Below are 19467 nucleotides of genomic sequence, written 5' to 3'. Positions count from 1 at the left end.
ATCGGTCGCCTCGTTCACCGCGGCGGGCACCTCGTATTCGACGCACAACGAGCCGATGATCCCGATCTACATCTTCTATTCGATGTTCGGATTCCAGCGGACCGGGGATGGCCTGTGGGCCGCCGCCGACCAGATGGCGCGTGGCTTTCTGCTCGGCGCTACGGCCGGCCGCACCACGCTGACCGGGGAAGGCCTGCAGCACGCCGACGGCCAATCACCGTTGCTCGCCGCCACCAATCCGGCTGTGCTGTCCTATGACCCGGCCTTCGCCTTCGAGATCGCCCACATCATCGAGGGCGGGCTGGCCCGGATGTTCGGCGAGAACGCCGAGAACGTCTTCTACTACCTCACCATCTACAACGAGCCGTACGTGCAACCACCGGAGCCGGAGAACTTTGACCCCGAGGGCGTGCTGCGGGGCATTTACCGGTACCGGCCGGCCACCGAACCCCGCACCAACACCGCCGACATCCTGGCGTCCGGTGTCGCCATGCCCGCGGCGTTGCGGGCATCCGACATGCTGGCCGCCGAATGGGATGTCGCCGCCGACGTGTGGTCGGTGACGAGTTGGAGCGAGCTCAACCGCGACGGCGTCGCGATTCAGAAGGAACGGCTGCGCCACCCCGACCGCACCCCCGGCGAGGCTTACCTCACGCGAGCCCTGTCCACATCCACGGGCCCGTTCATCGCGGTATCGGACTGGATGCGCGCGGTGCCCGAACAGATCCGGCCATGGGTCCCGGGCAGCTACGTCACGCTGGGCACCGACGGGTTCGGCTTTTCCGACACCCGGCCGGCCGCGCGCCGATTCTTCAACACCGACGCCGAATCCCAGGTCGTTGCGGTGCTGGAGGCGCTGGCACACGACGGTCACATCGACCCATCAGTACCGATAGCGGCAGCGCGGCAATACCGAATCGACGACGTGCAAGCCGCACCCGCGCAGACCTCCGACCCAGGACCGGGCGCCTGAGCCGCGCGCCTTTAGCGGAAACATCCAGAAAACCAGCGTAGCTTTTAGGGGTGCCCGACAAGAAGTTCGCGACGCCGCGGTCGACGCTGGAATTGCTGGACAGCGTTCCGGAGTCGCTGCTGCGGCGGTTGAAGCAGTACTCCGGTCGGTTCTCCACCCAGGCGGTGACGGTAATGCAGGAGCGGTTGCCGTTCTTCGCCGAGCTGGAAGCCTCCCAGCGGGCCAGCCTGGCGCTGGTCGTGCAGACCGCGGTCGCGAGCTTCGTCGAGTGGATGACCGACCCGCACAGCAACGTCAATTACACCGCCCGGGCGTTCGAGCTGATGCCGCAGGATCTGACCCGGCGGATGCCGTTGCGCCACTCGGTCGACATGCTGCGGGTCACCATGGAGTACTTCGAAGAAGTTGCTCCGGTGCTGACCCGCGATGAGGAACAGTTGACCGCGCTGACGGTGGGAATTATGAAGTACAGCCGCGACCTGGCCTTCAGCGCGGCCACCGCCTACGCCGACGCGGCCGAGGCCCGTGGGAGCTGGGACAGCCGAATGGAGGCCAGCGTCGTCGACGCCGTGGTGCGCGGCGACACCGGTCCTGAACTGCTGTCCCGGGCCGCCGCCCTGAACTGGGATACCACCGCGCCGGCGACGGTGGTGGTGGGCACGCCACCACTGGGCCGAGAAGACCGCGCCAGCCAAGACGTGCGGGACATCGCGGCACGCCATGGACGCGCCGCGCTCATTGACGTACACGGGACGTACCTGGTGGCGATCGTGTCCGGCCAGTTGACGCAGACCGAGAAGGTGTTCGACGACCTGCTGGGCGCGTTCTCGGATGGCCCGGTGGTGATCGGCCCGACGGCGCCGATGCTGACCGCGGCCTATCACAGCGCCAGCGAGGCGATCTCCGGGATGAACGCCGTCGCCGGCTGGCGGGGCGCACCGCGTCCCGTCCTGGCCCGCGAGCTGCTGCCCGAGCGGGCTCTGATGGGCGATGCCTCGGCCATCGCGGCATTGCACACCGACGTGATGCGGCCGCTCGCCGATGCCGGTCCGACCCTCACCGAGACCCTGGATGCCTACCTTGACTGTGGCGGAGCGATCGAGGCCTGCGCCCGCAAGTTGTTCGTTCATCCAAACACCGTCCGCTACCGACTGCGGCGGATCGCCGACTTCACCGGACGCGACCCCACCCTGCCGCGTGACGCTTACGTCCTTCGGGTGGCCGCGACCGTGGGCCACCTGACGTACCAGGCCCAGCAGTCCAACGTGGCTAGCAACATAGTGACGCCTGTCACGCCGGCAGTGGAAAAGGACCTGGTCGTGCCTTCCGGGACCGCCGAAGCCGGATGACAGATTGCGGCGGGATCTCAAACACGTCGCATCCCGTGCTGTTTTGTGGAGTTTCCACAAAAACATAAGACAAGGTTCATAATCTGTTACACCGCCCAAAGACGCCTTCACAGTGTTCCCTTAAGAATGTGATTGCACTGCTTGCGCCCGGACAAGGGTCGCAGACCGAGGGGATGTTGTCGCCGTGGCTGGAACTGCCCGGCGCCGCGGAACGGCTGACGTCGTGGTCGACGGCTAGCGGCCTGGACCTTTCCCGGCTGGGCACCACTGCCTCGACTGAGGAAATCACCAACACCGCGATCGCCCAGCCTTTGATCGTCGCCGCCACACTGCTTGCGCACCAAGAGTTGACGACGCGGGGACTGCTCGCAGATCACGAGGTCGTCGTCGCCGGCCACTCGGTCGGTGAAATCGCCGCCTACGCGATCGCCGGGGTGATCTCCGCCGATGACGCCGTTGCGCTGGCCGCCACCCGCGGTGCGGAGATGGCCAAGGCCTGCGCCGACGAGCCGACCGGCATGTCCGCCGTTCTCGGCGGCGACGAGACCGAGGTGCTCGCGCGGCTCGAACAGCTCGACCTGGTGGCGGCCAACCGCAACGCCGCCGGCCAGATCGTGGCCGCCGGCCGGCTGAGCGCGCTGGAAAAGCTTGCCGAAGACCCGCCAGAGAAGGCCCGGGTGCGCGCATTGGGCGTCGCCGGCGCCTTCCACACCGAGTTCATGGCCTCTGCCCTCGATGGCTACGCCGGCGCGGTGCAGAGCGTGGCGACCTCCGAGCCGACCGCCGTTCTGTTGTCCAATCGCGACGGCCAGCCGGTGAGCTCGGCCGCCGATGCGATGGAAAAGCTTGTCGCACAGTTGACCCGGCCAGTGCGCTGGGACCTGTGCTCGGAAACTCTGCGTCAGCGCAGTGTCACGGCGATCGTCGAGTTCCCACCAGCGGGGGCTCTATCCGGCATCGCCAAACGTGAACTCCGCGGGGTACCAACGCGTGCCGTCAAGACCCCCGCAGACCTGGACGGTTTGACAGAGCTGTAAACCGTTGGCCCCCGGGCCAAATCGTCGAATCTGTTCGTTACTACAACCGCATAGCGCACGTTAAGTCAGCAGTACACAACATATTACGAAGGGAAACACATCGTGTCCGTCAGCCAGGAAGAAATCATCGCCGGTATCGCCGAGATCATCGAAGAGGTCACCGGTATCGAGCCGTCGGAGATCACCCCGGAGAAGTCGTTCGTCGACGACCTGGACATCGACTCGCTGTCGATGGTGGAGATCGCCGTGCAGACCGAGGACAAGTACGGCGTGAAGATCCCCGACGAGGACCTCGCCGGTCTGCGCACCGTCGGTGACGTCGTCAACTACATCCAGAAGCTCGAGGAAGAGAACCCCGAGGCCGCTCAGGCGCTGCGCGCGAAGTTCGAGTCGGAGGGTTCGAAGCAGGAAGCCGACAGCAAGTGACCAAACCTTCCACTGCTAACGGCGGTTACCCCAATGTTGTGGTAACCGCCGTCACGGCGACGACTTCGATCTCGCCGGACATCGAAGGCACGTGGAAGGGTCTCCTGGCCGGCGAAAGCGGCATCCGCGTGCTCGAAGACGAGTTCGTCACGAAGTGGGACCTGCCGGTCAAGATCGGCGGGCACCTCAAGGAATCGGTCGACGACCACATGGGCCGGCTGGACATGCGACGGATGTCGTACGTCCAGCGGATGGCCAAGCACCTCAGCGGCCAGTTGTGGGAGAACGCCGGCAGCCCCGAAGTCGACCCGGACCGGTTCACGGTTGTGATGGGCACAGGGCTGGGCGGTGCCGAGAAGATCGTCGAGAGCTACGACCTGATGAACGAGGGCGGCCCCCGCAAGGTGTCGCCACTGGCCGTCCAGATGATCATGCCGAATGGCGCTGCGGCCGTCGTCGGTCTGCAGCTGGGCGCCCGCGCCGGAGTGATGACCCCGGTGTCGGCCTGCTCGTCGGGTTCGGAGGCCATCGCCCACGCGTGGCGGCAAATCGTCATGGGTGACGCGGACTTTGCGGTCTGCGGCGGCGTCGAGGGCAACATCGAGGCACTGCCCATCGCGGCGTTCTCGATGATGCGGGCCATGTCAACCCGCAACGAGGACCCCGAAGGGGCGTCGCGGCCGTTCGACAAAGAGCGCGACGGCTTCGTCTTCGGCGAGGCCGGCGCGATGATGATGATCGAGACCGAAGAGCACGCCAAGGCTCGTGGCGCCAAGCCGCTGGCCCGGTTGATGGGTGCCGGCATCACGTCGGATGCCTTCCACATGGTGGCGCCGGCTGCTGACGGCGTGCGTGCCGGACGGGCGATGGCCCGCGCGCTGGAGCTGGCGGGCTTGTCTCCCAAGGACATCGACCACATCAACGCACACGCGACCGCCACTCCGATCGGCGACACGGCCGAGGCCAACGCCATCCGGGTTGCCGGTTGTGAGCAGGCCGCGATCTATGCACCCAAGGGGGCGCTGGGTCACTCCATCGGCGCCGTGGGTGCGCTGGAATCGATCCTGACGGTGCTTGCGCTGCGAGATGGCGTTATTCCGCCGACACTTAACTACACCACGCCCGATCCGGAGATCGACCTCGACGTCGTCGCGGGCGAGCCACGTTATGGCGAGTACCAGTACGCCATCAACAACTCGTTCGGTTTCGGCGGACACAACGTCGCGTTGGCTTTCGGGCGGTACTGAGCAAGGCATCTCGCGCCGACGCGGGCCGCAGAAGGTCCAAGGAGGAGCGGGAAAAACAAGGAAGGACGCGTTCGCAGGGCCCATGACCACACCGTCAAAGTTGGCTACGGGGAACGGTTTCCCCAACATCGTCGTCACCGGCGTCGCCATGACGACTGCCCTGGCAACCGACGCGGAGACTACGTGGAAGTCGCTGCTGGACGGGCAAAGTGGCATCCGTACCCTTGAGGACCCGTTCGTCAAGGAGTTCGACCTGCCAGTGCGCATCGGTGGCCATCTGCTCGAGGAGTTCGACGACCAGCTGAACCGTATCGAGAACCGCCGGATGGGCTATCTGCAGAAGATGGCCACCGTGCTCAACCGCAGACTGTGGGAGAACGCGGGTTCGCCCGAGGTGGATACCAATCGGTTGCTGGTGTCCGTCGGCACTGGGATGGGCTCGACCGAGGAACTGATCTTCAGCTACGACGGCATGCGCGAAAAGGGCCTGCGGGCGGTCTCCCCGCTGGCCGTGCAGATGTACATGCCCAACGGCGCGGCGGCGGCGATCGGGCTGGAGCGACAGGCGAAGGCCGGGGTGATGACCTCGGTGTCGGCCTGCGCCTCCGGTTCGGAAGGCATCGCCCACGCCTGGCAGCAGCTCGCGATGGGTGAGGCCGACATCGCAATTTGCGGTGGTGTCGAGACCAGGATCGAAGCGGTACCTATCGCCGCGTTCGCCCAGATGCGCATCGTGATGTCGACAACCAACGACGACCCGGCCGGCGCCTGCCGCCCGTTCGACAAAGACCGGAACGGCTTTGTGTTCGGCGAGGGCGGCGCGCTGATGGTCATCGAGACCGAGGAGCACGCCAAGGCGCGCGGCGCCAACATCCTGGCCCGGCTGATGGGAGCCAGCGTCACCTCGGACGGCTTCCACATGGTGGCGCCGGACCCCAACGGTGAGCGGGCCGGGCACGCGATGAAGCGGGCGGTCGAACTTGCCGGCTTGACCCCGCGCGACATCGACCACGTGAACGCCCACGCCACCGGCACCTCGGTCGGCGACGTGGCCGAGGGCAAGGCCATCAACCGGGCGCTGGGCCCGCACGGCGGCAACGCAGCGGTGTATGCCCCCAAAGCTGCGCTCGGCCACTCGGTCGGTGCGGTCGGCGCCGTCGAGTCGATCCTGACCGTGCTAGCCCTGCGCGACCAGGTCATTCCACCCACGCTGAACCTCAAGAACCTGGACCCTGAGATCGATCTGGATGTGGTGGCGGGCCAGCCGCGACCCGGCGACTACAAGTACGCGATCAACAACTCGTTCGGGTTCGGCGGACACAACGTGGCGTTGACCTTTGGCCGCTACTAATCCCGCATCCCCGAACAGCAATGAGACGAGGAGACCTGCGATGACGACCCTGGCCCCTGAGGCAATCGATGAGTCGCTCGACCCGCGCGATCCACTGCTGCGGCTGAGCAGATTCTTCGACGACGGCAGCATCGAACTGCTGCACGAGCGCGACCGCTCCGGCGTGCTCGCCGCCGGCGGAACCGTTAATGGCTTGCGCACCATCGCATTTGCCACCGACGGCACCGTGATGGGTGGGGCCATGGGACTCGAGGGCTGCACGCACATCGTCAACGCCTACGACACCGCCATCGAAGAGCAGAGCCCGATCGTGGGCATCTGGCATTCGGGCGGCGCGCGACTGGCCGAGGGTGTGAAGGCGTTGCACGCCGTCGGGTTGGTATTCGAGGCGATGATTCGCGCGTCCGGATACGTTCCGCAGATCTCGGTGGTGGTCGGTTTCGCCGCCGGCGGCGCGGCCTACGGGCCGGCGCTGACCGACGTAGTCATCATGGCGCCCGAGGGTCGGGTATTCGTCACCGGGCCCGACGTCGTGCGCAGCGTCACCGGTGAAGACGTGGACATGGCCTCGCTGGGCGGCCCGGACACGCACCACAAGAAGTCCGGGGTCTGCCACATCGTCGCCGACGACGAGGCCGACGCTTACGAGCGTGGTCGCCGCCTGGTCGGATTGTTCTGCCAGCAGGGCCATTTCGACCGCAACAAGGCCGAGGCGCACGAGAGCGACCTGCACGCGCTGTTGCCGGAGTCGCCGCGTCGTGCGTATGACGTGCACCCGCTCGTCACCGCACTGCTCGACGACGACGCACCGTTTGACGAGTTTCAGGCCAAGTGGGCGCCGTCCATGGTGGTCGGCCTGGGCCGCTTGTCGGGCCGCTCGGTCGGCGTGCTGGCCAACAACCCGCTGCGACTCGGCGGCTGCCTCAACTCGGAAAGCGCCGAGAAGGCAGCACGTTTCGTGCGGCTGTGCGACGCGTTCGGCATCCCGCTGATCGTGATCGTCGACGTGCCCGGCTACCTGCCCGGCGTCGACCAGGAATGGGGCGGTGTGGTGCGCCGCGGCGCCAAACTCCTGCACGCGTTCGGTGAGGCCACCGTTCCGCGGGTCACGCTGGTCACCCGAAAGATCTACGGCGGGGCCTACATTGCAATGAACTCCCGCTCGCTGGGCGCCACCAAGGTGTTCGCCTGGCCGGACGCCGAAGTCGCCGTGATGGGCGCCAAGGCCGCTGTCGGCATTCTGCACAAGAAGAAGCTGGCCGCCGCGGCTGACCACGAGCGCGAGGCGCTGCACGACGACCTGGCCGCCGAGCACGAGCGGATCGCCGGCGGTGTGGATAACGCCATCGAAATCGGCGTCGTCGACGAGAAGATCGACCCCGCCCACACCCGCGGCCGGATCACCGAGGCGCTGGCCGAGGCGCCGGCACGGCGCGGACGGCACAAGAACATCCCGCTGTAGGCGGGTACCCCTTATCTGACCAGGGCGGAAATCAACGCCCTGCCCACTTTTGATCCCAGGAATGCTTCTTCCAGCGCGACCGTTCGGATGGGCGAATCTGTGCTCACCGCAGCGACATTGGCTTGGTTGCGGTGACGGCGTGGGCGCGGATGAACGGAACTCCCCACCACGCGCGCCAGCCGAGGTCTTGTCGCTCGACGCTCGCCATGCCGCTTTCCTGTAGCCAGGTCGCATACTGTCGGGTGAAAGCAAGGTCGGCGATCGCGACATGGCCGCCGGGCCGCAGCACACGGACGGCCTCGTCGATGACGGACCGTCGCGCGTCGTTATCCGGGAGGTTGTGGATCGCGAGGTTGCTGACGACAAGATCGAAGGAGTCGGCGGGAAACGCAAGATCGGTCATGTCGGCGGTGTGCAATTCGACCCGGTCCGCGACACCCTCGGCATCAGCGTTTGCCAGAGTTGCCTCCGGCGAGTTCCCGGTCTGGTCGGCCCGCCAGATGTCCACTCCCACAGCACTTCCGCGCGGAACCAGCTTGGCCGCCGTGAGTAGGACCGCGCCACGGCCGCAGCCGAGGTCAAGCACACGTTCGTCGCCGCGCAGTCCTATCCGAGTGAGTAGGCGTGCCCAGACTTCGAACTTTCCTCGCCGGCTGAACCGTCGGATACTGACAACCACGCTGATCATTAGGAAAGCAACGACAGCGACGCCGAGACCCAACACGGTTCGTCCGCTCACCAGCAACATGCCCGCGAAAACCACTGCGGCAAGGCATAACAAGAGGTAGCCGCCGAAAACGACCGGCGCTGGGATCAGCCGGTAGTCCCCGTCCACTCCATACCGACCGCGCGGGCGGGTAAGCTCAGTTGCCAACTCAGTCATTCGGATCGCCTCCATAGGTAGCCGTGCGGTGGTCTCGAGCAATTCGCCCCAATATCGGAATGGACTTCGCTGCAGCGCGTTTCACGGCGGCACTGCTCGGTGCACCAGTCGGCTCGAAAGCCCGGCGTACCGTGTCAGCGAGTTGATCGGCTTTCTGGTCGAGGGTCAGCCCGAGAGACGGCGGCAGAAACGGCTCCGCCGCAAAGAAACCGAACACGATGGTGGGCAAGGTGTAATCGAGATCGTTCAGCCGCAAACCCGGTCGCAGCATGCCCTCCGCGGCGAGCACACCAAGATAGTCGCGGTTGACTCCGAGTTTGCTCTCCTCGAGGTGATGATGATGTGTCGACGCGAGGAAAGTGTCGAGAGTGTCGGCGTCGCGGGTGTAGAGCGCGCGCAACACCGGCCGGTTCATCGCCTCGACGAACAGTCGCCGCAGATAACGATGTAGTGCAACCTCCGCCGGATCATCGCGTACCGCCTGCACAATCGCGTCCGCCATGCCCGCCGCTTCGCGTGCGCTGACCGCATGGAACACCTCCTCGCGAGAGCGCCAGTGCAGGTAGACGGTGCCCTTGCCAACGCCCGCCCGACGAGCCAGTTCATCGATCGTCACCCGGCGATAACCCCAGGACAGCAACAACTCTCGAGCGGTATCCAGGATCCGATCCGCCCTTTCCCGCCGGTCACCGCGGAAGCGTTCCACCACCACGGTCGTCAGTGTATGACCAGAATTCGATTCTGGTCAACAGTCACATGCTGCGGGCTTGAGAGCGAGCGAACCCTCAGAGTCCAAGAATTGCTGCACTACCTCGACGAGTATTCGGCCGCCGTTGCTGTTGAGGTGAATGCCATCGATGTGGAAGTCCCAACCGTTCAATCGTGAGATCTCATCGAAGCTTCGTCGCAGAATCATTTCCCGAAACACATAGTCGCGGTAGAAGGATCCGAGTGCGAAATGGGTAAATGCCTTGGGCGCCGATACGCCGACAAGTTGTCTCTGGAAGGACTCGTTGAGGGGAATGTAGTCCGTGTGCTCGTTCGACGCGACGTTGCTGATGATCTGGTTGTAGGTGGTGATCAGGTCGTTGAGCCGCGCTTGGACCGGGTCGCGCGAATGGGGGTCTTCTCCAAGCGGGGCAAGCGAACTCAGCCCGATCCTCGGATTGGCGCCTCGCCGCAGCTTGCGCACAATGAAGTAGAGGTTCTCCTCGAACCGCGCCGGCGATGGCCCGTCTGAGAGTCGCTTCCACACCCGGACAAATCGCCTGAAATTCGGGAACACGGTCGCCATGACGTCGTTGGTCCCGATCAGGACGACCACCCGATCCGGTTGTAAGGCGACCACGCGATCGAGCAAGCCGACGGTATTGAACGACAGATCTCCGCCCACACCCAGGTTGACGAAACGGAATCGTTTGTTGTGCGGCCGCTTCTCCAGCTCGTCGATCCATTTGTAGGTTCCCTTTGACGCGGTGGTGCTGGAGCCCAAACAGACCACCGTTTCGCGCGGCAGACTCTGTCGGCGCGGGTCCGTCACGACACCCTGCCGAGAATCTGACATAGCGCCCGGCGGAGGTCGTCTGCCGGCGATTGCGGAAGAGTGGCGGCCCGCCAACCGACGAAATCGTCGGGGCGGACCAGCAGCGCTCCGCCGTTCGCGATTCCCGCGGCCTGCGGCCACGCGCGGTCGGGATCTTGCACATCGCCCGCGGGCCCGATCCGGTGGATGTTGATGGGGATGCCCAGGACGGCGGACGCCGATGCCGCGGCCTCGGTCCATGGCACGCCGTCGTCGTCGGTGAGCAGGGTGAAGTCATGGCCAACCAGATCGAGCGTCGATACCCGCTTGCGGCCGTACCGCACCCAGGCATGAGGCACCCGGGTGCCGGGCTGGCCGGTCAACTCGTCAACCAAGGACGCGGCGTCTGAATTGTCGGGGCCGGGCTGATCGGAAACGACTGCAGTAGAGCGGTATTGGTAGCCGACCAGCAAGGCGAACATCGACGCCTCCTCCTCAGCCGGTAATCCCGGACCCTGGTCGTCCAGGTCGATCAAGGCCACCGTCGGCCCGGTGAGCGACTGACGAGCGGCGAACCGGGCGACCGGATACCGCTCGGCGTGGTAGCTGGCCAGTAACGCCGCATCGGCCGTTCCACGCAGAACTGCGGCCAGTTTCCACGCCAGGTTGTGCGCGCTCTGGATGGCGGTGTTGGCTCCCCCGGCCTTGAACGGCGGCATGGTGTGCCCGCTGTCGCCGACCAGAAACACTCGCCCGCATTGGAATTGGTCGGCTACCTGTTCGTATGGTTGCCATGCCGCGGCCTCGATGATCTCGAGGTCGATCGGTTCGCCGACGGCTTTGGTGAGCACGTCACTGCAGTACTGCGGGGTGAATTGCGCTGCGGTCTCCCCTTTGTCGGGGAAATAGGTGGTGATGAACATGCCGAGGTCGTCCTTGGCCTCCAGGAATATTCCGTCCACGTCTGGATTCTTGACCTGAACGCCATCGCCTTCGTTCAGATGCGGGACGAACCTCTTCCAGGGGGCACGAAAATAGATGAAGACGACAAAGATCGGCAGCGCCCCGTATCCCGACGTTGTGACATCGAGCGATTCCCTGACCTTGCTGCGCACACCGTCGGCGCCGATCAGAAAGTCTGCCCGGACCGTCTGGTCCTCACCGGAATCCAGATCACGCAGCACCGCGGTGACGCCGGTGTCGTCCTGTTCGAACGAACGCAACTCCGTCCCGTAACGCACTTCGCTACCACGCCGCCGGGTTTCGGCGAGCAGCATCGGCTCGAGGCTGCTCTGCGGGCAGTACTGCACGGCGCGCTCAGGGCTCAGCTGATCCAGGCCGGCGAAAATCGCGTCGATGTCGATGGCTAGCTTTTCTTCCGGACTGTTCAGCGTCGGCTTGACCACCATGTCGGAAACTCGGTCGGCGACCGCGCGGACCTGGTCGCCCACGCCCAGGCCGCGCAAGATCTCCAGGCTGCGAAAGCTGAGATTTCGCGCCTTTGGGTAGATGAAGATCTCACGCCGCTTTTCCACCAGCAGGGAGTTGATCCCGTGCTTGGCCAGCAGCGCCGAGGTGGCAAGTCCGGCGGCTCCCGCGCCGACGATCAGGACCGGAACACGGACGACGCTCATTGCGCTCCCCTTCCAGGCGGAACTGATTAGTTCCGCCTACGTCAGAGTGGCACCTACGGGTGGAACGCGCAACTGTCAGGGCGCCGACGCGCCTGCGAGTGGCAAGATCACGTCTTCGAGCACGCGCCGGACGTAGACCCGGTCGATCGGCCGTCCCGTCATCACCCGCAGCACGTTGAGACCCAGGGCCACGTCGGGGATCAGACTCAGATCGCGGCCGCCCGGTATCTCCCGGCGAGCCACCGCATGGTCCAGTACCGCCCGGACCACCTGGCGAGGAGTAGAGAACACCAGGTCATCCAGCGCGGCTGCCAAGACCGGATTGTGCATCGCAGCGGTCGCCACGCCGACGATGACCTGAATTGTGCTGATATCAGCGTCATTCAGGTCAGGAACGGCCGCGATCAGCGCATCGATGTCGCCGCGAAGGCTGCCGGTGTTCGGCGGCTCGACGGGTCCGAGTCGCCGTCTCCAGTGGGCGATCGCATCGGCCACCACCACGGCCTTCGACGGCCACCGACGATATATCGCCGCCTTCCCGACGCCCGCGCGGGACGCGATGTCGTCCATGCTCAACCGGTCGTAGCCCTGTTCGGCCACACCGGCCAGCGCGGCGTCGAGGATGGTCGCATCGAGCGACCGATCGAGGCGCCCGGGGCTTCGTGCCGGGCGCGGGTTGCTCGCCGCCTGCTTCATACTCTGGCCCCTTAGCCGATACGGATTAGTTCCGTTAGATGCTATCGCATGCGGGTCAGCCGACCTGCGCCAGAAGCTCCTCAGCAACGCCGGTGACTCGTTCGCGATCGCCGGCCACCAGGCCGATTCGGGTGCGACGGTCCACGATGTCGTCGACCGTCAGCGCGCCCTCGTGGGTGATTGCGTACTCGAATTCCGCACGCGTCACGTCGATCCCGTCGGCGACCGGCTCGGCGGGCCGCTCACAGGTCGCGGTGGCGATCACATTGGCCGCCTCCGCCCCGAAGCGCAGCAACAGCGATTCCGGCAGCCCGGCCATCGGCGCGGTCGTCGACCCAGGATTCGCGGAGGCACCGACCAGTGGCAGGTTTCGGGTCTGGCACTTGCCGGCTTCGAGTTCGCGCAATTGGACGGTGCGGTCGAGCACATCCTCGGCCATGTGCCGGTACTCGGTCAGCTTGCCGCCGATCACACTGATCAGCCCGGACGGCGATTCGACGACGGCATGGTCGCGGGATACGTCGGCGGTGCGGCCGGCTCCGGTGTCGATCAGCGGCCGCAGTCCCGCATAGGAGCCGATCACGTCGGAGCGGTCCAGCGTGATGCCCAGCGCGGTGTTCACCACGTCCAGCAGGAACGCAACCTCCCCCGATGTCGGTTGCGGCAGATCGGGAATCGGCCCGGGAGCGTCCTCGTCGGTGAGCCCCAAGTAGATCCGTCCCAGTTGTTCGGGCATCGCGAAGACGAAGCGATTCAGTTCGCCGGGGATCGGAATCGTCAGCGCCGCCGTCGGATTGCCGAGTGTCTTGGCATCGAAGACGAGGTGGGTGCCGCGGCTGGGCCGCAGCTTCAATGACGGGTCGATCTCCCCCGCCCACACCCCGGTGGCGTTGATGATCGCGCGCGCCGAGATGTCGAATGATTCGCCGCTGCGCTGATCGGTCAGCCGCAGCGAGTTCCCGGTGGCCTCGGAGGCCGCGGTATAGGTCAAGATCCGGGCACCCCGCTGGGCCGCGGTTCGCGCGACGGCCGAGACTAGCCGGGCGTCGTCGATCAGTTGCCCGTCGTAGGCCAAGAGCCCGCCGTCGAGGCCGTCGCGCCGAACGGCCGGAGCCATCTCGAGTGCTCGTCGCGCCGAAATTCGTTGTGAGCCGGGCAAAACCGATCCGGGTGTGCCCGCCGTCTTGCGCAGTACGTCGCCGGCGAGAAACCCGGCCCGCACCAGCGCCCGCTCCATCCGGCCCATCGACGGCAGCAGCGGGACCAGCTGCGGCATCGCCCGCACCAGATGAGGGGCGTTGCGCGTCATCAGAATTCCGCGTTCGACGGCACTGCGCCGGGCGATCCCCACATTGCCGGTCGCCAGATAGCGCAGCCCGCCGTGCACCAGCTTGGAGCTCCACCGACTGGTGCCGAAGGCAAGGTCGTGCTTTTCCACCAACGCCACCCGCAGGCCTCGCGAGGCCGCATCCAAGGCGATGCCGACGCCGGTGATACCGCCGCCGATCACCACAACATCGGTCGGCGCCCCGTCGGCCAGGGCGCTCAGGTCGGCGCTTCGACGCGCAGCGTTCAGAGCCGTTGATGTCACGATAGGTATCCATTCAGTGAGTAGGCGAGTTCGGTGGCCAGCGCGTCGGCGTTCAGGATCGGGCGGACGATTTGGGCCGACTGAATCGTCGACTGGGTGATCAGCAGCACCATCGCGGCCAGCTGACGGGGATCGCCGGACCGCACGGTGCCGTCGCGTTGCGCCGCACGCAGGTCGGCGGCGAGCGCGTCGATCAGTAGCTGCTGGCTGCTGCCAAGCCGCTGAGCGATGTAAACCAGCGCCAATTCCGAACGCAGTACCGCCATCACCAGGTCGTCGCCGCGCAGCCGCTCGGCTACCGCGACCACCCGATCGACAATCGCCGTACGACCGCTACCGCGAATCGGCACCTCGGCCAAGGCTTCGGTGATGTGGCTGGTCAACAGCGCCGCGAGCACCGAGCGGGTGTCCGGCCAGCGTCGATACACGGTCGGGCGACTCACGCCGGCGCGCCGCGCGATCTCGGCCAACGTCACGCGCTCGACACCGAAATCGACGACGCAACTGGCGGCGGCGGCGAGTATCCGGTCCTGCACCGGCGCATTACTGATTGACAGCATGTGTAATACTGTAACGCATGTCTGCCAACTTGCTACCCCCGATGAAGTGGAATGCCTGGGGCGATCCCGACGAAGCCAAACCGCTTTCGGAGGGAATCCGCTCGTTGCTGGCCCAGGCGCTGGGCGTGACCGGGTCACCCGAGGCCGAACTCGAAGCCGATCAGGTGCAGCTGCGCCCGTCGGCGTTGACGACAGCCGACCGCGAGGCACTGGCCGCCATCGTCGGGCCGGACCATTGCTGCGTCGACGATCAGGACCGACTGCTGCGCGCCGGCGGCAAGTCCACTCTGGATCTGTTGCGGCGCAAGGACTCCGGTCTTCAGGATGCTCCCGATGCGGTACTGCTGCCCGGCACCGACGACGAGGTCGCCGCGATCCTGCGTTACTGCTCGCAGCATGGCATCGCCGTCGTCCCGTTCGGTGGCGGCACCAGCGTGGTCGGCGGCCTCGATCCGATCCGCGGCGAGTTCGCAGCAGCGGTGTCGTTGGATCTGCGACGCTTCGACCAGCTGCTGGCGTTCGACGAGGTCTCCGGCGAGGCCGAATTCGGCGCCGGTGTCACCGGCCCGCAAGCCGAGGAACTGCTTGCTGCGCATGGGTTTTCGCTCGGGCATTTTCCGCAGAGCTTCGAGTTCGCCAGCCTCGGCGGCTATGCCGCGACCCGCTCGTCGGGTCAGGATTCGGCGGGTTACGGCCGGTTCGACGACATGATTCGCGGACTGCGCACGATCACGCCCGCCGGCGTGCTGGACCTCGGCCGGGCACCGCAGTCGGCGGCCGGACCGGATCTGCGTCAACTGGTCATCGGTTCGGAGGGTGTCTTCGGCGTGATCACCCGGGTCCGATTGCGGGTCCACCCCGCACCCCAGGCCACCCGCTACGAGGCATGGTCGTTTCCCGACTTCGCCACGGGCACGGCGGCATTACGCGCGGTCACCCAAGCCGCCGCGGGCCCCACCGTGATCCGGCTGTCCGACGAGGCCGAGACCGGTGTCAACCTGGCCACCACCGACTCCATCGGCGACAGTCAGATCACCGGGGGCTGCCTGGCGATCACCGTCTTCGAAGGCACCGAGGCGCACGCCGAAAGCCGACATGCCGAGACCCGGGCGCTGATGGCGGCCCAGGGTGGCACGTCGCTCGGCGAGGCTCCGGCGCGAGCCTGGGAGCGCGGCCGGTTCGGCGCGCCGTACCTGCGCGACGCACTGTTGGCCAGCGGCGCGCTCTGCGAAACCCTCGAGACGGCCACCGACTGGTCGAACCTCCCCACGTTGAAAGCCGCAGTCACCGATGCGCTGACGGGGGCGCTGGCCGAATCCGGCACGCCGGCGCTGGTGCTGTGCCACATTTCGCATGTGTACTCCACCGGTGCCTCGCTGTACTTCACGGTCGTCGCGGGGCAGCGCGGCAACCCGATCGAGCAATGGCGTGCCGCCAAAACCGCCGCGTGCGATGCGATCGTATCCACCGGCGCGACGATCACCCACCACCACGCCGTCGGCGCCGACCACCGGCCCTGGATGCGCGACGAGGTGGGCGACTTGGGTGTGCAGGTATTGCGAGCGGTCAAGGCGACACTGGACCCCGCGGGAATTCTCAACCCCGGCAAGCTGATCCCGTGACCACCCGCCAGATTGGCCGGGTGACGGTCCTGACCAATCCGGCGTCGGGACACGGAAACGCGCCGCACGCCGCCGAGACGGCGGTCACCCGGCTGCAACAACGAGGCATCGATGTTGTGGCCATCGTCGGCAGCGACGCCGAACACGCACGCCGACTGCTGCACGCCGCCGTCGACCAGGGCACCGACGCGCTGGTCGTGGTCGGCGGCGACGGCGTGATCACCGATGCACTGCAAGCGTTGGCGGGCACCGACATTCCGCTGGGCATCATCCCGGCCGGCACCGGCAACGATCATGCCCGCGAATTCGGTTTGCCGACAAAAGATCCCGTCGCCGCCGCCGACATCATTGCCGACGGCTGGACCGAAACCATCGACCTGGGCCAGATTCGCGACAGCCACGGCGCAACCAAATGGTTCGGCACCGTCGCAGCGACGGGCTTCGATTCACTGGTCACCGACCGGGCCAATCGGATGCGGTGGCCGCGTGGCCGGATGCGCTACAACCTCGCCATGCTCGCCGAACTCTCCCAGCTACGACTGCTGCCGTTCCGGCTGGTGCTCGACGGCCGCGAGGAGATCGTGACCGATCTGACGCTGGCGGCCTTCGGCAACACCCGCAGCTACGGCGGCGGAATGTTGGTCTGCCCCGGCGCCGATCCCACCGATGGCCAACTCGATGTCACCATGGTGCACTCGTCGTCGCGGACCCGGCTGATCCGTCTCTTCCCCACCGTTTACAAAGGGACGCACGTCAATCTCGACGAGGTGACGACGGCGCGGGCGACGACTGTCGAGGTGGAATCGCGGGGTATCAACGTCTACGCCGACGGTGACTATGCGTGCGCGCTGCCCGCCCAGATCTCGGCGGTGCCGGGTGCGCTGCGTCTGCTGCGGCGGCCTAACCAACTCCACGGTTGAGCCAGGACACCTCAGCGCCGTCGCCGCCATCGCGATAGGCCTCGAGCGCTTCGTCCCAGGCCGTGCCCAGCGCCGAATCCAGGTCGGCGGCCAGCGCATCGGCACCCGCGGACATCATCGACCGCAACCGCATCTCGCCGATCATCACGTCGCCGTTGGCGCTCATCGCACCGCTCCACAGCCCGAGCTGCGGCGTGTGGCAGAACCGTTGCCCGTCGACGCCGGTGCTGGGGTCTTCGGTGACCTCGAACCGCAGCACCGTCCACGAGCGCAAGGCGTTTGCCAGCCGGGCGCCGGTGCCCACCGGACCGACCCAATTGGTGACGGCACGCAACTGGCCGGGCATCGCCGGCTGCGGGGTCCACTTCAGGTTGGCTTTGGAGGCAAGAGTCGACGACAACGCCCATTCGACATGCGGGCACACCGCGGCGGGCGAGGCATGGACATAGACCACACCCGTCGCCACGTCGGCGAACTGATTCGACGCACGCATATGTTGCTCCTTCGGCTCCACGAGGGACGTCTTCCCCAACGACCTGGTGAATCCGACGAGCAGTTATAACGATTGATGTGCCTTGCGTGTCTATTGTGCCCTGTGATGCCTATGTTGCGCTAGTGCGAGTTGTAGGTGCTCAGCACATTGTCAGAAATAGCCGGCCACAGCGGCAGCGCCCAATCACCGAAATCGCGGTCGGTAAGTACCACCAGCGCCAGCTTCGCGCGTGGATCTGCCCAGATCAGAGTCCCTGACTGACCGAAATGGCCATAGCTGCCCGGCGAGTTGTGCGCGCCCGTCCAGTGCGGTGATTTCGAGTCCTTGATCTCAAAACCCAACCCCCAATCGTTGGGCCGCTGGACCCCGTAGCCGGGCAATACGCCGTCCAGGCCGGGAAACTGCACTGTCGTCGCCTCGGCATGCATCTCGGCCGACACCGTCGTCGGGCACAGCAGGTCACCGGCGAACGCCGCCAGATCGGCAACCGTCGACGTCGCGCCGTAACCGGCAGTTTGCGCGCCGCCGTCCAAGCGGGTGGCGGTCATACCCAGTGGTTCCAGCACCGCCTCGCTGAGGTAGCGGCCGAACTCGATGCCGGACGCCTGCTGCACGGTCTCGGCCAGCACCGCGAAGCTGTAATTGGAATACATCCGGCGGGTGCCGGGTCTGGCCAGGGTTTGCCCGGTGAGCATCGCCAGGCCCGAAGCGTGGGCCAGCAAATGCCGGACGGTCGATCCGGGCGGCCCCGCCGCGGTATCCAGCTCCACCGCGCCTTCTTCGATCGCGATGTGCACGGCACGTGCCACCAACGGTTTGGTCACCGACGCCAAGGCGAACTGCTGTTCGGTGTCGCCGTGGCTGGCGAGCACCCCGGATGGGCCGACCACCGCGGCGGCCACGTTCGGCACCGGCCAGTCGTCGAGTGCTTGCAATGCAGGGAGTCCGGCCATCGCGCAGCAGACTACCGACGACGATGCAGAGCGCGCAGCGCGATGAGGAGGAGCGGGCAATTGAGCTAGGCCGACCAAGCGCTAGGTTGAAACCCATGAGCCAGACAGTGCGCGGCGTGATTTCACGCAAAAAGGGCGAACCCGTCGAGCTGGTCGACATCGTCATCCCCGATCCCGGACCGGGCGAGGTCGTCGTCGACATCACCGCGTGCGGGGTCTGCCACACCGATCTGACCTACCGCGAGGGCGGCATCAACGACGAGTACCCGTTCCTGCTCGGCCATGAGGCCGCGGGCACCGTCGAATCCGTCGGCGCAGGCGTAACCGCCGTCGCGCCGGGCGATTTCGTCATCCTGAACTGGCGCGCGGTCTGTGGGCAGTGCCGGGCCTGTAAGCGTGGGCGGCCGCAGCTGTGCTTCGACACGTTCAATGCCGAACAGAAGATGACGCTCACCGACGGCACCGAACTGACACCGGCGCTCGGGATCGGCGCGTTCGCCGACAAGACGCTGGTGGCTGCCGGCCAGGCCACCTTGGTCAACCCCGCCGCCGACCCGGCCGTGGCGGGTCTGCTGGGCTGCGGGGTGATGGCCGGTCTGGGCGCGGCGATCAACACCGGCGCGGTCACCCGCGACGACACCGTTGCCGTCATCGGGTGTGGCGGCGTCGGCGATGCGGCGATCGCCGGTGCGGCACTGGTCGGTGCCAAACGGATCATCGCGATCGACACCGACAACACCAAACTGGA

19 protein-coding genes are annotated in these 19467 nt (G+C 66.2%); 10 read left to right on the top strand and 9 right to left on the bottom strand.

What is annotated here, in order from left to right:
• The 7 genes from VN856_RS14185 to VN856_RS14155 all read left to right on the top strand — a co-directional run.
• The coding region (locus VN856_RS14185) for a transketolase-like TK C-terminal-containing protein (RefSeq protein WP_414686958.1) at positions 1-973 on the top strand (973 nt) is incomplete at its 5' end.
• Between the two features lie 50 nt (positions 974-1023).
• Complete coding sequence (locus VN856_RS14180) at positions 1024-2322, top strand: PucR family transcriptional regulator (protein WP_325690048.1); 1299 nt, start codon at positions 1024-1026, stop codon at positions 2320-2322.
• Between the two features lie 128 nt (positions 2323-2450).
• Positions 2451-3359: an ACP S-malonyltransferase gene (locus VN856_RS14175; RefSeq protein ID WP_325690046.1), complete on the top strand. Its 909-nt coding sequence runs from the start codon at positions 2451-2453 to the stop codon at positions 3357-3359.
• Between the two features lie 102 nt (positions 3360-3461).
• Entirely contained in the window at positions 3462-3785 is a 324-nt protein-coding gene (acpM, locus tag VN856_RS14170) for a meromycolate extension acyl carrier protein AcpM (protein ID WP_325690044.1), read from the top strand.
• Entirely contained in the window at positions 3782-5032 is a 1251-nt protein-coding gene (gene kasA / locus VN856_RS14165) for a 3-oxoacyl-ACP synthase KasA (protein ID WP_325690042.1), read from the top strand. Before acpM ends, kasA begins: the two co-directional genes overlap by 4 nt.
• A gap of 82 nt (positions 5033-5114) precedes the next feature.
• Positions 5115-6383 (top strand): 3-oxoacyl-ACP synthase KasB, encoded by a 1269-nt coding sequence (kasB, locus tag VN856_RS14160; RefSeq protein ID WP_325690040.1) that lies wholly within the window; start codon positions 5115-5117, stop codon positions 6381-6383.
• 40 nt (positions 6384-6423) lie between these two features.
• Positions 6424-7845, top strand: a complete 1422-nt coding sequence (locus VN856_RS14155; protein WP_325690038.1) for an acyl-CoA carboxylase subunit beta — start codon at positions 6424-6426, stop codon at positions 7843-7845.
• Positions 7846-7948: 103 nt separating this feature from the next.
• On the opposite strand, the gene VN856_RS14150 is transcribed toward VN856_RS14155, so the two are convergent.
• The 7 genes from VN856_RS14150 to VN856_RS14120 form a co-directional block, all read right to left on the bottom strand.
• Entirely contained in the window at positions 7949-8728 is a 780-nt protein-coding gene (locus VN856_RS14150; protein WP_325690036.1) for a class I SAM-dependent methyltransferase, read from the bottom strand.
• Entirely contained in the window at positions 8721-9440 is a 720-nt protein-coding gene (locus VN856_RS14145) for a TetR/AcrR family transcriptional regulator (protein ID WP_325690034.1), read from the bottom strand. The genes VN856_RS14150 and VN856_RS14145 overlap by 8 nt, the downstream gene beginning before the upstream one ends.
• 33 nt (positions 9441-9473) lie before the next feature.
• Complete coding sequence (locus VN856_RS14140) at positions 9474-10268, bottom strand: SGNH/GDSL hydrolase family protein (RefSeq protein ID WP_325690032.1); 795 nt, start codon at positions 10266-10268, stop codon at positions 9474-9476.
• The gene (locus tag VN856_RS14135) at positions 10265-11884 is read right to left on the bottom strand and encodes an FAD-dependent monooxygenase (protein ID WP_325690030.1); all 1620 of its coding nucleotides are present in this window, start codon (positions 11882-11884) and stop codon (positions 10265-10267) included. Before VN856_RS14135 ends, VN856_RS14140 begins: the two co-directional genes overlap by 4 nt.
• 75 nt (positions 11885-11959) lie before the next feature.
• Positions 11960-12580, bottom strand: a complete 621-nt coding sequence (locus tag VN856_RS14130) for a TetR/AcrR family transcriptional regulator (protein ID WP_325690028.1) — start codon at positions 12578-12580, stop codon at positions 11960-11962.
• Positions 12581-12635: 55 nt separating this feature from the next.
• Positions 12636-14174, bottom strand: a complete 1539-nt coding sequence (locus VN856_RS14125; protein ID WP_325690050.1) for a glycerol-3-phosphate dehydrogenase/oxidase — start codon at positions 14172-14174, stop codon at positions 12636-12638.
• Positions 14168-14731: a helix-turn-helix domain-containing protein gene (locus tag VN856_RS14120; RefSeq protein WP_325690026.1), complete on the bottom strand. Its 564-nt coding sequence runs from the start codon at positions 14729-14731 to the stop codon at positions 14168-14170. Before VN856_RS14120 ends, VN856_RS14125 begins: the two co-directional genes overlap by 7 nt.
• Before the next feature lie 41 nt (positions 14732-14772).
• Here VN856_RS14120 and VN856_RS14115 point away from each other — a divergent pair, with 41 nt between their 5' ends.
• Together VN856_RS14115 and VN856_RS14110 are read left to right on the top strand one after the other, a co-directional pair.
• Complete coding sequence (locus VN856_RS14115) at positions 14773-16353, top strand: FAD-binding oxidoreductase (protein WP_332845755.1); 1581 nt, start codon at positions 14773-14775, stop codon at positions 16351-16353.
• Positions 16350-17273, top strand: a complete 924-nt coding sequence (locus VN856_RS14110) for a diacylglycerol kinase (RefSeq protein WP_325690022.1) — start codon at positions 16350-16352, stop codon at positions 17271-17273. The genes VN856_RS14115 and VN856_RS14110 overlap by 4 nt, the downstream gene beginning before the upstream one ends.
• Here VN856_RS14110 and VN856_RS14105 read toward each other — a convergent pair.
• Complete coding sequence (locus VN856_RS14105; protein WP_325690020.1) at positions 17254-17766, bottom strand: DUF3145 domain-containing protein; 513 nt, start codon at positions 17764-17766, stop codon at positions 17254-17256. The genes VN856_RS14110 and VN856_RS14105 overlap by 20 nt on opposite strands.
• 119 nt (positions 17767-17885) lie before the next feature.
• Positions 17886-18719: a serine hydrolase domain-containing protein gene (locus VN856_RS14100; protein ID WP_325690019.1), complete on the bottom strand. Its 834-nt coding sequence runs from the start codon at positions 18717-18719 to the stop codon at positions 17886-17888.
• Between the two features lie 95 nt (positions 18720-18814).
• On the opposite strand from VN856_RS14100, the gene VN856_RS14095 reads away from it, so the two are divergent.
• Positions 18815-19467 (top strand): alcohol dehydrogenase catalytic domain-containing protein (locus VN856_RS14095; protein ID WP_325690018.1); only part of this gene is annotated, 653 nt, incomplete at its 3' end.

Source organism: Mycobacterium sp. (assembly GCF_035603715.1).
Lineage (GTDB): Bacteria > Actinomycetota > Actinomycetes > Mycobacteriales > Mycobacteriaceae > Mycobacterium.
Note: the sequence above shows the minus strand (reverse complement) of the source record. Positions and strands in the feature narration are given on the sequence as shown.

Coding starts and splice junctions, on each gene's coding strand:
- VN856_RS14100 (WP_325690019.1), bottom strand. CDS start 18,719: ATGGCCGGACTCCCTGCATTGCAAGCACTCGACGACTGGCCGGTGCCG.
- VN856_RS14105 (WP_325690020.1), bottom strand. CDS start 17,766: ATGCGTGCGTCGAATCAGTTCGCCGACGTGGCGACGGGTGTGGTCTAT.
- VN856_RS14135 (WP_325690030.1), bottom strand. CDS start 11,884: ATGAGCGTCGTCCGTGTTCCGGTCCTGATCGTCGGCGCGGGAGCCGCC.
- VN856_RS14115 (WP_332845755.1), top strand. CDS start 14,773: ATGAAGTGGAATGCCTGGGGCGATCCCGACGAAGCCAAACCGCTTTCG.
- kasB (WP_325690040.1), top strand. CDS start 5,115: ATGACCACACCGTCAAAGTTGGCTACGGGGAACGGTTTCCCCAACATC.
- VN856_RS14150 (WP_325690036.1), bottom strand. CDS start 8,728: ATGACTGAGTTGGCAACTGAGCTTACCCGCCCGCGCGGTCGGTATGGA.
- VN856_RS14120 (WP_325690026.1), bottom strand. CDS start 14,731: ATGCTGTCAATCAGTAATGCGCCGGTGCAGGACCGGATACTCGCCGCC.
- VN856_RS14130 (WP_325690028.1), bottom strand. CDS start 12,580: ATGAAGCAGGCGGCGAGCAACCCGCGCCCGGCACGAAGCCCCGGGCGC.
- VN856_RS14155 (WP_325690038.1), top strand. CDS start 6,424: ATGACGACCCTGGCCCCTGAGGCAATCGATGAGTCGCTCGACCCGCGC.